The organism is Blastomonas sp. AAP25 (assembly GCF_001295965.1).
In the GTDB taxonomy this organism is placed as follows: Bacteria; Pseudomonadota; Alphaproteobacteria; order Sphingomonadales; family Sphingomonadaceae; genus Blastomonas; species Blastomonas fulva.
The window spans coordinates 102,099-115,785 of sequence record NZ_LJHP01000001.1 but is presented as its reverse complement, the minus strand read 5'-3'; the positions used below and the strand labels follow the sequence as shown (position 1 = coordinate 115,785).

The following is a 13,687-nucleotide window of genomic DNA, read 5'->3' as shown; positions in this document are numbered from 1 at the left end:
ACATGTTGCAAACTCTCAAAGCCTTTACGCTGTACGAGTTCGTGAAGGCGCACGCGCTGACCTTGAAGTATTTCTTCAAGCCCAAGGCGACGATCAACTATCCGTTCGAGAAGAACCCGCTGTCTCCGCGTTTCCGCGGCGAACACGCGCTGCGCCGCTATCCCAACGGAGAAGAGCGCTGCATCGCGTGCAAATTGTGCGAGGCCGTGTGCCCCGCCCAGGCGATCACCATCGAGGCCGAACCGCGCGAGGACGGCAGCCGTCGCACCACGCGCTACGACATCGACATGACCAAGTGCATCTTCTGCGGCTTTTGCCAGGAAGCGTGCCCGGTCGATGCGATCGTCGAAGGGCCGAACTTTGAATATGCCACCGAGACCCGCGAGGAGCTCATCTACGACAAGGGCAAGCTGCTTGAGAATGGCGACAAATGGGAACGTGCCATTGCTGCCAACCTTGAAGCGGATGCCCCTTATCGTTAAGGCGCACACGAATTCGATTCACCGAAGGCTTTTGACCCGCTGGGAGACGCGGGGCAGGGGCCGGATACCAGACCTGCTCGATTGGGCGCATCGGGGGCTGTAAAGCTTTGATCCAGATATTTGCCTTTTACATGTTCGCGTCGGTGGTGATCGCCAGCGGTGCGTTCACCATCCTCGCCCGCAACCCGGTGCATTCGGTGCTCTGGCTTATCCTCGCGTTCTTCAACGCGGCGGGATTGATGATCCTGATCGGCGCCGAGTTCATCGCGATGCTGCTGGTGATCGTCTATGTCGGCGCGGTGGCGGTGCTGTTCCTGTTCGTCGTGATGATGCTCGACATCGATTTTGCCGAACTGCGCGGCGGCTTCATGAAGAACCTGCCTTTGGGCCTCGCGCTCGCGGCGGTGTTCCTGGCCGAGCTGGTGTTCGGCATCGGTGCGTATCGCGCGGGCAACATCGCGCTGGGCGAGCATGCGCTCAACCCCGCACGCATGGGCGCGAGCAACATCCAGGCAGTGGGTGAGCTGCTCTACACCCGCTATATCTTCCTGTTCGAAAGCGCAGGCCTTGTGCTGCTGGTGGCGATGGTCGGTGCGATCGTGCTGACCCACCGCAAGCGCGCCGGAGTCCGCCCGCAGAACATCGCATCGCAGGTGCGCCGTCGTCCCGAAGAGGCCACGCGCAACACGCAGCCCGTCGTCGGTGAAGGTGTCGAGCTATGATTGGTATCGAGCATTATCTCGTGGTCAGCTCCATCCTGTTCGTGATGGGCGTGCTGGGCATCTTCCTCAACCGCAAGAACGTCATCATCATCCTGATGGCGATCGAGCTCATCCTGCTCGCGGTGAATATCAACCTCGTCGCGTTCAGCGTGTTCCTGGGCGACATGGTGGGCCAGGTGTTCGCCATGTTCGTGCTGACCGTTGCGGCAGGCGAAGCGGCGATCGGTCTTGCTATCCTGGTCATCTACTTCCGTGGCCGCGGCACCATTGCGGTTGACGACGTCAACCAGATGAAGGGTTAAGCACATGGCCATCACCCTGATCGTCTTCCTGCCGCTGCTGGCAGCCATCATCGCTGGGCTGGGCAACCGGATCATCGGCAATGTCCCCGCCAAGGTGGTGACGACCGCCGCCCTGTTCGCCGCGTGCGCGCTCAGCTGGCCGATCTTCCTTGGTTTCCTCGGCGGCACCTCGACCGAATATGTCGTGCCGGTATTGTCCTGGCTGCGCTCGGGCGACCTGCAGTTCGACTGGGCGCTGCGCGTCGATACGCTGACCGCTGTCATGCTGGTCGTGGTGACCTCGGTGTCCGCACTCGTCCACCTGTATAGCTGGGGCTATATGGACGAGGACCCGGACCAGCCGCGCTTCTTCGCGTATCTCTCGCTGTTCACTTTCGCCATGCTGATGCTGGTGACTGCCGACAACCTCGTCCAGATGTTCTTCGGCTGGGAAGGCGTGGGCCTTGCCTCGTATCTGCTGATCGGTTTCTGGTTCCGCAAGCCCAGCGCCAATGCGGCTGCGATCAAGGCGTTCGTGGTCAACCGCGTCGGCGATCTTGGCTTCATGATGGGCATCTTCGGCACCTTCCTGGTTTTCGGCACCGTCTCGATCCCCGCGATCCTGGCAGCCGCGCCCGGCATGGAAGGCGCGACGATCGGTTTCCTTGGCGGACGCTTCGACCTCATGACCGTCCTGTGCCTGCTGCTGTTCATCGGCGCGATGGGCAAGTCGGCGCAGCTCGGGCTGCACACCTGGCTGCCCGATGCGATGGAAGGCCCGACGCCTGTGTCGGCGCTGATCCATGCCGCGACCATGGTTACCGCCGGCGTGTTCATGGTCTGCCGCCTGTCGCCGATGTTCGAGGCCAGCCCGACTGCGCTCACCGTGGTGACCATCGTCGGCGCTTGCACGGCGCTGTTCGCCGCGACCGTTGGCCTGGTGCAGACCGACATAAAGCGCGTGATCGCCTATTCGACCTGCTCGCAGCTCGGCTACATGTTCTTTGCAGCAGGCGTCGGCGCATATGGCGCGGCGATGTTCCATCTGTTCACGCATGCGTTCTTCAAGGCGCTGCTGTTCCTGGGCGCAGGCTCGGTGATCCACGCGATGCACCATGAGCAGGACATGCGCTATTATGGCGGCTTGCGTAAATCGATCCCGATCACCTTCTGGGCGATGATGGCGGGTACGCTCGCGATTACCGGCGTGGGTATCGTAGGCGTCGCAGGCTTTGCCGGTTTCTATTCCAAGGACGGCATCATCGAGGCGGCTTTCGCTTCCGGAACGCAGGTCGGCCAGTTCGCTTTCAGCATCGGCGTGATCGCGGCTCTGCTGACCAGCTTCTACAGCTGGCGCCTGATGTTCCTGACCTTCTTCGGCAAGCCGCGCTGGATCGAATCCGAGCATATTCAGCACAGCGTCCACAAGACGCCGGTGCAGGCAGGCGCGGACACCACGGGCGGCTATCACCCGCACGAAAGCCCGTTGCCGATGCTGATCCCGCTGATCGTGCTGACCATCGGCGCGGTGGCCGCAGGGTTCGTCTTCCACCACGCGTTCATCGATGCCGAGCATGGCAAAGCTTTCTGGAACGGCAGCCTGTTCTTCAACGAGCACCTGATGCACGAGATGCATGAAGTGCCGTTGTGGGTGAAGCTGGCCTCTACCGTCGCCATGCTGGTGGGTCTTGCCACCGCGATCCTGATGTATGTCGTCAACAAGAGCCTGCCCGCCAAGCTCGCCGGGGCGCTGGCGCCGGTCTACCAATTCCTGCTCAACAAGTGGTATTTCGACGAGCTGTACAACCACATCTTCGTCAAGCCATCCATGGCGCTGGGCCGCTTCTTCTGGAAGGTCGGCGACGAAGGGACGATCAATCGCTTCGGCCCCGATGGCGCCGCAGTCCTGGTCGCCTCGGGCAGCCGCATGGCGGTGAAGCTCCAATCCGGTTTCCTTTACAGTTACGCTCTGGTGATGCTGCTCGGCCTTGTGGCGGCGCTCACCTGGCTGATGGTGCGCTGACATGAACGATCTGGGATTTCCTGTGCTGTCGATGATGCTCGCCGTGCCAATGGCGGCGGCGATCGCGTGTCTGTTCGTCAGCGCCAACACCGCGCGCTGGCTGGCACTCACCGCCACGCTGATCGATCTGGCGCTCGGCATCGTGCTGTGGATGAACTTCGACATCGGTGGAGCGCAGTGGCAGTTCGTCGAGAAGGCGGCGCTGTTCGACCGGTTCAGCTGGGCGCTGGGCATCGACGGCATCGCGCTGATGCTGATCATGCTCTCGGTGTTCCTGATGCCGATCTGCATCGGCGCAAGCTGGGAAGCGATCCAGACCCGCGTCGGCGAGTACATGGCCGCGTTCCTGCTGATGGAAGTGCTGATGATCGGCGTGTTCGCCGCGCAGGACATCTTCCTGTTCTACATCTTCTTCGAGGCCGGCCTGATCCCGATGTATCTGATCATCGGCATCTGGGGCGGTGCGAACCGGATCTACGCGTCCTATAAGTTCTTCCTCTACACCCTGCTCGGATCGGTGCTGATGCTGATCGCGATGTTCTGGATGGTGAACGAGGCGGGCACGTCGGACATCCCGACGCTGATGGCCTATGACTTCCCGCTCGAGGCACAATCCTGGCTGTGGCTGGCGTTCTTCGCGAGCTTCGCGGTCAAGATGCCGATGTGGCCGGTGCACACCTGGCTGCCCGATGCGCACGTGCAGGCACCCACCGCAGGCTCGGTGATCCTGGCGGGCGTGCTGCTCAAGATGGGCGGCTATGGCTTCATCCGGTTCTCGCTGCCGATGTTCCCCGATGCGTCGGTGGACTACATCTGGCTGGTGTTCGCGCTGTCCATGGTCGCGGTGGTCTACACCTCGCTCATCGCACTGGTGCAGAGCGACATGAAGAAGCTGATCGCTTATTCGTCGGTCGCGCATATGGCGATCGTTACCGTCGGGCTCTTCGCGTTCAACCGTCAGGGCCTGGAAGGTGCGCTGATCGTCATGCTCAGCCACGGTCTGGTCTCGGGCGCGTTGTTCCTGTGCGTCGGCGTGATCTACGACCGGCTGCACACCCGCGAGATCGATCGTTACGGCGGTCTCTCGATCAACATGCCGCGTTATGCACTGCTGTTCCTGCTGTTCACGATGGCCTCGATCGGCCTGCCGGGCACCAGCGGCTTTGTCGGCGAGTTCCTCTCGCTGGTGGGCGTCTACGAGGTGTCGAGCTGGGTTGCGATCGTCTCGACCACGGGCATCATCCTGGGCGCGGCATATATGCTCTATCTCTACCGGCGCGTGGCCTATGGCGTGATCAAGTCGGATGACGTCGCCGCCATGCCCGATCTCAACAAGCGCGAGATCGCGCTGCTGCTGCCGATCGCACTCGTCGTGTTGTGGATGGGGGTCTACCCCGAAAGCTTCATGGCACCGATGCGCAAGGATGTCGGCGCGCTCGAGGCGCGGCTCGCTGCCGCCAAGCCCTTGGGCGATGCTCAGGTCAAGCTGGGCTCAGGTACCGCTCTCACGCCCGCAGCCCATGCTGAAGAAGGCCATCACTGATGAATTACGCGCTCTGGTTCCAGCTGGCCTCGCCGGAAATCGTCCTCAGCATCTCCGGCCTCGTGCTGCTGCTGATCGCCGCCTGGGGTGGCAACAAGGCGTCGCGCATGGTCAGCGTGCTCGCGGTCGTCGCGCTGTTCGGCGCGCTGGCGCTGTCGCTCAACTTCCTGTTCGACCCGGCTTTTGCCGATGGCGCGGATGCGTTCTACGGCCAGTATCGCATGGACCGCTTTGCCTCGCTGTCAAAGGCGCTGATCTTCCTGTCGGCGATCGGCTGCGTCATTGTCGCGCCCAAGTTCTTCGCGCGCGGCGACATGATGCGCGCGGAATACCCGATCCTCATCCTGTTCGCTTCGATCGGCATGGGGTTGATGGTCTCGGCGGTCGATCTGCTGACGCTGTACATTGGTCTCGAGCTCAACAGCCTTGCCGCGTACGTGCTCGCAAGCTTCCTGCGAAGCGATGATCGTTCGGCAGAGGCCGGTCTCAAGTATTTCGTCCTCGGCGCGCTGGCTAGCGGCATCCTGCTGTTCGGCATGTCTTTGCTCTATGGCTTTACCGGCACCACCAGCTTCATCGGTATCCAGACCGCGTTTGCCGATGGCGTGTCGACCGGCGCGCTGTTCGGGATCGTCTTCGTGCTTTCGGGCCTGGCGTTCAAGATCAGCGCGGTTCCGTTCCACATGTGGACCCCCGACGTCTATGAGGGCGCGCCGACCCCGGTGACCACCTTCTTCGCCACCGCGCCCAAGGTCGCTGCCCTCGCGTTGACCATGCGCGTCGCGATCGAGGCGTTCGGCGGTCAGCAGAGCATCTGGCAGCAGATCGTGATCTTCGTGGCGCTGGCCTCGATCATCCTGGGCGCTGCTGGCGCCATCGGGCAGACGAACATCAAGCGGCTGCTGGCCTATTCGTCGATCAACAATGTCGGTTTCATGCTGATCGGACTTGCCTGCGGAACGCCAGAAGGCGCATCGGCAATGATGACCTATCTGGTGATCTATGTCGCGATGACGCTGGGGAGCTTCGTGTGCGTGCTCGATCTCAACGATCGCACCGGCGCGCCTGTCGAGGATATCGGCAAGCTTGCGGGGCTTTCGCGGACGCGCCCGGGTCTGGCCGCAGCGCTCGCTGTGTTCATGTTCAGCCTTGCCGGCATCCCGCCGCTGTTCGGCTTCTGGGGCAAGTTCGTGGTGTTCGATGCCGCAGTGGCGGCAGGCCTGATCCCGCTCGCCGCGATCGGCATCGCCGCCTCGGTAATCGGTGCGTTCTACTACCTCAAGGTCATCAAGGTCATGTACTTCGATGAGCCCGCCGATGTCATTGCACCGAGCGATTCGCCCGCGCGCATGGTGCTGGTTGCGATCACCGCGCTGTTCGTGTCGCCGCTGGGCTATTTCGCGACATTGGCGCTGAGCCCGGTGACGGCAGGGGCCGCCAAGGCACTGTTCTGGTCGGCCTGATCGAAACGGTCGCGCTGACCGCATCCACCAATGCGGACATGCTCGAGCGTGCCGAGGCGGGTGCGCCCGAAGGATTGTGGATCCGGGCCGAGCAGCAGAGCGGGGGCCGCGGACGACTTGGCCGGCAATGGCTGAGCCCTTTGGGCAATCTGTATTGCAGCACCCTCGTGCGGATCGGCTCCCAGGATCCCGCCGCGCATCTGCTGGCGTTCGTCGCGGGGCTTGCGGTGCTCGATACCGTCCGTGCGATTCTCCCCGACAGTCATGCCCGGCTAAAATGGCCCAACGACGTGCATGTCGATGGCGCAAAGCTTGCTGGAATATTGCTTGAGCGCCGGCGCGATGCAGTGGTGGTCGGCATAGGCATGAATGTCGCGATTACGCCCGAGGTTACAGGGCGCAGCGTCACGTCGCTGCACGATCAGGGCGCGATGGCGCAGGTGGATGCAGCAGCGGTGATCGAGCTGCTCGAACCGCGCTTCCGGTCGCGCCTGTTGCAATGGCGAACGACCGACCCTGCAACGCTGCTTGAAGTCTGGTGCGCCGCCGCGCATAAGCCCGGGGAAGCGATGGCGGTCCAGCGGGGCCCCGAGGATCGAATTGAGGGTGTGTTCGAAGGTCTGTCCACGGATGGCGCGCTGCTGCTGCGGTGTGCCGATGGGCGGATCGAATCCGTCAGCGCAGGCGATGTCCATCTCCTCGCTTGAAGCCGTTTAGTCGAAATGAAGGACGTGACGCATGCTGCTTGCCATTGATGTCGGCAACACCAACGCCGTGTTTGCGCTGTTCAACGAACGCACGATCAAGGCGCGCTGGCGGATATCCACCGATGCGCGCCGCACTGCGGACGAATATGCCGTGTGGCTGAACCAGCTGCTCGCGCTGGAAGGCTTCATCCGGCAGGATATCAGCCAGGTGATCATCTCCACTGTGGTGCCGCGCGCGCTGCACAATCTGCAGGTGCTTTCGCGCAAGTATTTCAGTGTCGAGCCACTGATCGCCGGGGTTGAACCTGCGGATTGGCAGATGCAGATCGATGTCGACGAGCCCAAGTCGCTGGGCGCCGACCGCGCGGTCAATTCGATCGCGGCGCACGCGCTGCATCCCGGTGATATCATCATCATCGACTTTGGCACTGCAACCACCTATGACGTCGTGGATTATACGGGTGCCTACAAGGGGGGCATCATTGCGCCGGGGATCAACCTCTCGCTCGATGCCCTGGTTCAAGCCGCCGCAAAGCTGCCGCGCATCGCGATAGAAACCCCGCGCAACAACCGCTCTGTCATCGGCCGCAACACCGAGGACCAGATGCAGATCGGCGTGTTCTGGGGCTATGTCGCGATGATGGAAGGACTGGTCGCACGGATGCGCGCCGAAATCGGCCGCCCGGCCAAGGTTATCGCAACCGGCGGACTTGCGGTGCTGTTTGATGAGCACACGACGATATTTGATGCGGTCGAACCCGACCTGACCCTGCAGGGTCTCGCCATGATTGCCGAAAGGGCATTTTGATTACATGAAACCTGGAAAAGAATTGTTGTTCCTGGCCCTTGGCGGGTCGGGCGAAATTGGCATGAATGCCAACCTCTACGGCTGCGACGGCAAATGGGTCATGGTCGATCTGGGCATGACCTTCAGCGATCCGGCCTATCCCGGTGTCGAGCTGGTGTTTCCCGATCTCGAGTTCATCGAGGAACGCGCCGACGACCTGCTCGGCATCGTGCTGACGCACGGCCATGAAGACCATATCGGCGCGCTGCCGTATCTGGCGGCGGACCTCAATGTCCCGCTGTTCGCAACGCCGTTCACCGCCGACCTGATCCGCCGCAAGCTCGAAGAACAGGGGCTGGTCAAGGATGTCGAGCTCAACGTCATCGAGAACGAGGGCAGCCTTCAGCTCGGCCCGTTCGGCTTCCGCTATCTGCCGCTGGCGCACTCGATCGCAGAAGGCAACGCGCTGCTGATCGACACGCCCTATGGCCGCATTTTCCACACCGGCGACTGGAAGCTCGACGACGAGCCGATCGTCGGGGTGCCTTCAACGCCCGAGACGCTCACCGCGCTCGGCGACGAGGGCGTGCTCGCGATGGTCTGCGATTCCACCAACGTCTTCAATCCCGAAAGCTCGGGCTCCGAAGGCGCGGTGCGTGATGCGCTGATCAAGGCGGTAAAGCCGCTCAAGGGTCGGGCGCTGATCACCACCTTCGCCTCCAATGTCGCGCGCCTGCACACGCTGGGCGAGGTTGCCAAGGCGACCAATCGCGCCTTCTGCGTCGCCGGGCGCTCGCTCGATCGTATCATCGCGGTCGCCAAGGCCAATGGCTATCTGAAGGACCTTCCCGAACTGGTCGACTTCGACACCGCCATGGGCATGCCGCGCCGCCAGGTGCTGGTAGTCGCCACCGGCGGCCAGGGTGAACCGCGCGCTGCGCTCGCGCGCGTGGCCGAGGGCAACCACCAGATCAAGCTGGAGGCGGGCGACACCGTGCTGTTCTCGTCCAAGGTCATCCCCGGCAACGAGATCGCGATTGGCCGCATCCAGAACAAGCTGGCCGAAGACGGCATCCAGATGATCACCGACCGCCAGGCCGATATTCATGTGTCGGGCCATCCGGGACGCCCAGAGCTTGCCGAGATGTACCGCTGGATCAGGCCGCAGATCCTGGTGCCGGTGCATGGCGAAATGCGCCACATGACCGAGCAGGCCCGGTTCGGGACCGAGCAGGGCATCCCTTCGGTGGTGGTGCAGAAGAACGGCGATATGGTGCGGCTTGCCCCCGGCAAGCCCGGAGTGATCAGCCGCGAGCGCGCCGGCCGGTTGGTGCTGGATGGCGATGTCATCCTGCCCGCCGATGGCATGACCATGGCCGAGCGGCGCAAGCTCGCGGTCAATGGACAGGTCAGCGTCGCGGTCGCGCTCGACGGGCGCGGCGGACTGATCGGCGATCCGGTGGTGCGCGCGCTGGGGCTTCCGGTCGAGGACGATCTCGATGCATTCATCGCCGAGACGATCGAGGATGTGCGCGAGGCGATCAACAAGCCAGGCAAGGCCAAGCCGAAGGGCAGGGGCGGCAGGTCGGAAGGCCGGTCGTCGGGCGGAGGCAACGACGTGCAGGAGGCGATCCGCCTTGCCGTGCGCCGTGCCGCGACGCGCTGGACCGGCAAAAAGCCTGTCGTCACGGTCTTGATGATCGCGGGCTGACGACCCACTTGGGCGCAAGGCAACAGGACATGAGCGCATGAGCTGGACGAGCATTGCTGCAATCTATCTGCTGTTCTGGGTGATCACCGCGTTCGTGGTGATGCCCTTCGGCGTGCGCACCGCGGAAGAGCTGGGGATCGAGACGGTCCGCGGCCAGGCAGACAGCGCGCCCGCCAATTTCAAGCCGCTTCGCGTCGTCCTGATCACCACCGCGCTGTCCGCGGTGGTGTTCGGGCTGTTCTATGCCAACTATGTCAACGGCTGGATTGGACCATCGGATGTCAACATCTTCGGCAAGCCGCCAGGCGCCGAATGAAGGCTGCCGGGGGCTGACCCGTCCGTCTTGCGTTTAGTGTGAGACTTTGTCGCCATTTGCTGCTATACGATGGCCATCGCGCGATCCATGATCCAAGCCAGCGCGCGACTGAGAGACTCGCGGCATCCTTGCTCCACGCTCTTGCTTGCTCAGCAACACGAGCCAATGCATGCCAGATATCAATCAGCTTTTCGACAATCTCCACGTTGCGCACATGCGCGCGCTGCATTCGCCTTGCGCGGATGAGCGCGACACGCAGGCCAGTCTGGCGCGCGTCGAAGACCTGCGGGTGCATGCGATCGCCTATCCCCAGCCGGGCAGCTTCATGCCTGGCTGATGCCATCCGGGCGAAGGGTCTTGCCGCAAGGCGATGACCTGTTGCCCGCATCTTCGCGTGCAATGGCCGGGACCGGGCGTTGCACAGGTCGAAATCGAACTTCCGGTCCCGGACTATGCAGGGGGAACTGTCCGCAAACGTGTGCGGCCCCATGCAATCGACACTTAAGGAAATGACTATGCCTATTGGCACCGTAAAGTTCTTCAATGCCGACAAGGGCTATGGTTTCATTCAGCCCGACGATGGCGGCAACGACGCGTTCGTTCACATCAGCGCCGTTGAAGCATCGGGCATGCGCACGCTCGATCGCGACCAGCGCGTGAACTTTGAACTGGAACAGGATCGCCGCGGCAAGATGGCGGCTGTCCGTCTTTCGGCTGCTGCCTGATTTTCAGGTGCTAGGGTGCGGGGTGGCGGTTTGCGCCGCTCCGCAGCCTCATTCGGGTCTGGTCGTTGCCCTCAGAACGACCCAAAGATTTACGAGCGTTTAACGTATCGGTTCTAGCATGGTCTCAACAAGTGAAGGGCCGCGATATGCTGGACAGATTGCTTCGCGATCACAGGCTGATCCGCGAAAAAGCGCAGGCGCTTTTGCAGCTGCTTGATCACGAAACCATGCCCTCGCGCGCATTGCTTGCCGAGACCCGCTGGCGGGTCGGCAGCCACATCATGCAGCATCTCGCCTTCGAGGATCGCCATCTTTACGCCAAGCTGCTGCAGGACGAGCGTCCGCATGTCCGCGAAAAGGGACAGCAGTTCCAGGCCGAACTGGCCACTTTGTTCGCCGAATATGCCCAGCACGCCCAATATTGGACCCCGGATCGCATCGCTTCGGAGTGGAGCCGGTTTCGCGTCGAATCGCGCCGGATGACGCTGGCGATGTTCGCGCGGATCGATCTGGAAGAGGTCGAGCTCTACCCGCTCGCTACCAATGCGGCGATCGACATGAAGACCAACGTCGCTCCCACCACCAACTGGACGCGTGAGGCTTTTGCGATCAAGGACGCGATCACCAAGGGGGCGTGCACCCTGCCGGCCTAGGCCGCAACCGGGCTGCTGCTGCAACCCCGTGCGCGAGAAGGTTTTCTCTGCCGCGCTAATCGTCTAAGCGCAGCGCCATGTCAGAGACGAATCCCGATATCCTGCCCGCAGGTCTTGCCGATCTGCTTCCTCCGCGCGCCGAACAGGCTGCGCGGCTCACCCGCAGCGCGATGGATGTGCTTGCCGGGCATGGCTATGACCGGGTCTCGCCGCCGCTTGTGGAATACGAGCGTTCGCTGGCAGCGCGCATGCAGGGCACCGGGCGCCAGCATCTGTTCCGCATGGTCGATCCGTCATCGATGCGCACGCTTGCCATTCGTTCGGATATCACCGTGCAGGTGGGCCGGGTGGCCACGACCCTGATGGCGTCGGCGCCGCGCCCGTTGCGGCTGAGCTATGCAGGCCAGGTGCTGCGCATCGCATCCGACCAGCTCAATCCCGAGCGCGAGCGGCTGCAGATCGGCGCCGAGCTGATCGGCCACGACAACATCGCCGCCGCGCAGGAAGTGGTGCGGATCGCGATCGAGGCGCTGGCCGAGGCAGGCGTCACCGGCATCACGGTCGATCTGACCTTGCCCGACCTCGTGGACACTCTTGCCGGCACCGCGTTCCCGCTGCCGCAGGGGCAGATTTCCTCGGTCCGGCGCGAACTCGACATGAAGGATGCAGGCGGGCTCACCGCATTGGGCGCCGACGCTTATCTGCCGCTGCTCTATGCAATGGGACCGTTCGAGGCCGCGATCGACTCGCTGGCCGCGATCGATGCCGGCGGCGTGCTCGCCAGCCGGATCACCGCGCTGCGCCAGATCGTGGCGGCACTGCCGGACGATGTGACCGTCACGCTCGACCCCACCGAGCGTCACGGCTTCGAATACCAGAGCTGGTTCGGCTTTTCGCTCTACGCCGATGGCTGTGCAGGCGTGCTGGGGCGCGGCGGAACCTATGCCATCCCCGATGGCAAGGGCGGGGAAGAGGTCGCCACCGGCTTTTCGCTCTACCCCGATGCGCTGCTCGACATGACCCTGACCGGCGAACAGGGCGCTGCGGGCAAGCTGTTCCTGCCGCTGGGGCACGATCAGGCGGTCGCCGCAAGGCTGCGCGCGATCGGCTGGCGGACGCTGGCAGCGATCACCGATGCCGATGATGCGGTCGCGCTGGGCTGTTCGCACCGCTTGCAGGGCAGCGAGACTGTCGCGCTTTAAAGGCTGCGGCGTTCAGAATTCTTCGAGAAACGCTGCCACCGCGCGGGTGTGCGCATTGTCTCCTGCGCCCAGTTCGCGGTTGATGGTCATGTGGTTTTCGCCTGCGATCGACTGGACCACGACTTTCGAGCCCGCAGCCCTGAGCGCGGCGGCGAGCGCGTTGGACTGCTCGGTTGCGTCCTGACGGCTGGCGACATGCAGGATCAGCCAGCGGCTGACATTGGGCGCGGCTGCGTGAGTGATCGGCGACAGCCGTGCCTGGCGCGCAGGGTCGGTGCCAAAGGCTGGGACATAGAGGCTCTTGGCGATCATCGGCGTGTCGCGCATCTGGCGTGCGACGTCATAGCCCGCACCGTCGAGCAGGATGACGCCTGCAATCCTGTCCATGTCCGATTTGAGATAGGCCGGGTCGGTCGACACCAGGGCCGCCAGATGTGCGCCCGCGCTGTGCCCCATAACAATGACCCGGGCCGGATCGATACCCAGCGCCTGCGATTGGGCGAGCAGCTTGCGCAGCGCCGAGGCGACGTCCTCGGCCTGCTGCTCCACCGGAGCCTCGGGGAGCAGCCGGTATCCGACCGACGCAAATGCCCAGCCCTTGCCGACGAAAAAGTCTGGCTTTTGCTGCACCATCGAGCGGTCGCCGTTGCGCCAGCCGCCGCCATGCAGATAGACCACCAGCGGATATCCGCTTGCGGGCCGCTCCGCCTGAGGCAGATACAGATCGAGCGTCTGCTGGGCGGCGGTGCCATAGGCAATCGCGCGCAACGGGATATCGCTTGGCTGCGAGGTCCGCGCGGTCGGCCTGCGCTTGGCGATCCCCTCCACGAATTGCGTCTTGCAGCGTTCCGACAGCTCGTCGCCGCGCTCGCGCAGGCAGCTGCGCATCTCCGAGCGGTTCAGCCCGCACAGCTTCACGATCTCGCGTCGGCATTCGCGGTCGAGCAGCCGCTCGCGCCCGCCGCGCTGCTGTGCCAGGGTCGGGACGATCAGCGCGGGAGCGATCAGTCCGGCGGTCACCATCAGTGCAAAAGTCTTCCAGCGCATCGCCTGTCTCCGCAGCAATCCCTTG

The 13,687-nt window shown here is 63.3% G+C and carries 15 protein-coding genes; 14 read left to right on the top strand and 1 reads right to left on the bottom strand.

The window, feature by feature from the left end:
* Positions 1-2 precede the first annotated feature (2 nt).
* The 14 genes from nuoI to IP68_RS00505 all read left to right on the top strand — a co-directional run bounded on the left by nuoI (position 3) and on the right by IP68_RS00505 (position 12,615).
* The gene (nuoI, locus tag IP68_RS00565) at positions 3-482 is read left to right on the top strand and encodes an NADH-quinone oxidoreductase subunit NuoI (protein WP_054133013.1); all 480 of its coding nucleotides are present in this window, start codon (positions 3-5) and stop codon (positions 480-482) included.
* Between the two features lie 107 nt (positions 483-589).
* The gene (locus IP68_RS00560; RefSeq protein WP_054133012.1) at positions 590-1,204 is read left to right on the top strand and encodes an NADH-quinone oxidoreductase subunit J; all 615 of its coding nucleotides are present in this window, start codon (positions 590-592) and stop codon (positions 1,202-1,204) included.
* The gene (gene nuoK, locus IP68_RS00555) at positions 1,201-1,506 is read left to right on the top strand and encodes an NADH-quinone oxidoreductase subunit NuoK (protein WP_054133011.1); all 306 of its coding nucleotides are present in this window, start codon (positions 1,201-1,203) and stop codon (positions 1,504-1,506) included. Before IP68_RS00560 ends, nuoK begins: the two co-directional genes overlap by 4 nt.
* A 4-nt stretch (positions 1,507-1,510) precedes the next feature.
* Positions 1,511-3,508: an NADH-quinone oxidoreductase subunit L gene (gene nuoL, locus IP68_RS00550; RefSeq protein WP_054133010.1), complete on the top strand. Its 1,998-nt coding sequence runs from the start codon at positions 1,511-1,513 to the stop codon at positions 3,506-3,508.
* A gap of 1 nt (position 3,509) precedes the next feature.
* Positions 3,510-5,051 (top strand): NADH-quinone oxidoreductase subunit M, encoded by a 1,542-nt coding sequence (locus IP68_RS00545; protein WP_054133009.1) that lies wholly within the window; start codon positions 3,510-3,512, stop codon positions 5,049-5,051.
* Positions 5,051-6,514: an NADH-quinone oxidoreductase subunit NuoN gene (gene nuoN, locus IP68_RS00540; protein ID WP_054133008.1), complete on the top strand. Its 1,464-nt coding sequence runs from the start codon at positions 5,051-5,053 to the stop codon at positions 6,512-6,514. Before IP68_RS00545 ends, nuoN begins: the two co-directional genes overlap by 1 nt.
* Positions 6,457-7,221, top strand: a complete 765-nt coding sequence (locus IP68_RS00535; protein ID WP_369814811.1) for a biotin--[acetyl-CoA-carboxylase] ligase — start codon at positions 6,457-6,459, stop codon at positions 7,219-7,221. Before nuoN ends, IP68_RS00535 begins: the two co-directional genes overlap by 58 nt.
* A gap of 31 nt (positions 7,222-7,252) precedes the next feature.
* On the top strand, positions 7,253-8,029 hold the full coding sequence (locus IP68_RS00530; protein ID WP_054133006.1) for a type III pantothenate kinase: 777 nt from the start codon (positions 7,253-7,255) through the stop codon (positions 8,027-8,029).
* A 4-nt stretch (positions 8,030-8,033) separates the two neighbouring features.
* Positions 8,034-9,719, top strand: coding sequence for a ribonuclease J (locus IP68_RS00525; RefSeq protein ID WP_054133005.1), 1,686 nt, complete (start codon positions 8,034-8,036; stop codon positions 9,717-9,719).
* A 37-nt stretch (positions 9,720-9,756) separates the two neighbouring features.
* Complete coding sequence (locus IP68_RS00520) at positions 9,757-10,035, top strand: DUF1467 family protein (RefSeq protein ID WP_054133004.1); 279 nt, start codon at positions 9,757-9,759, stop codon at positions 10,033-10,035.
* Between the two features lie 169 nt (positions 10,036-10,204).
* The gene (locus tag IP68_RS20020) at positions 10,205-10,372 is read left to right on the top strand and encodes a hypothetical protein (protein WP_156317882.1); all 168 of its coding nucleotides are present in this window, start codon (positions 10,205-10,207) and stop codon (positions 10,370-10,372) included.
* A 178-nt stretch (positions 10,373-10,550) separates the two neighbouring features.
* Entirely contained in the window at positions 10,551-10,760 is a 210-nt protein-coding gene (locus tag IP68_RS00515; protein WP_017671033.1) for a cold-shock protein, read from the top strand.
* Between the two features lie 146 nt (positions 10,761-10,906).
* Positions 10,907-11,413 carry a hypothetical protein gene (locus tag IP68_RS00510; protein ID WP_156317881.1) on the top strand — a complete coding sequence of 169 codons (507 nt, stop codon included), beginning with the start codon at positions 10,907-10,909 and terminating at the stop codon, positions 11,411-11,413.
* A 77-nt stretch (positions 11,414-11,490) separates the two neighbouring features.
* A complete protein-coding gene (locus IP68_RS00505) occupies positions 11,491-12,615 on the top strand; it encodes an ATP phosphoribosyltransferase regulatory subunit (RefSeq protein ID WP_054133002.1) in 1,125 nt (374 codons plus the stop codon).
* Between the two features lie 12 nt (positions 12,616-12,627).
* Here the strand turns inward: IP68_RS00505 and IP68_RS00500 are convergent, their stop codons facing one another.
* The gene (locus IP68_RS00500) at positions 12,628-13,662 is read right to left on the bottom strand and encodes an alpha/beta hydrolase (RefSeq protein ID WP_054133001.1); all 1,035 of its coding nucleotides are present in this window, start codon (positions 13,660-13,662) and stop codon (positions 12,628-12,630) included.
* Positions 13,663-13,687 lie beyond the last annotated feature (25 nt).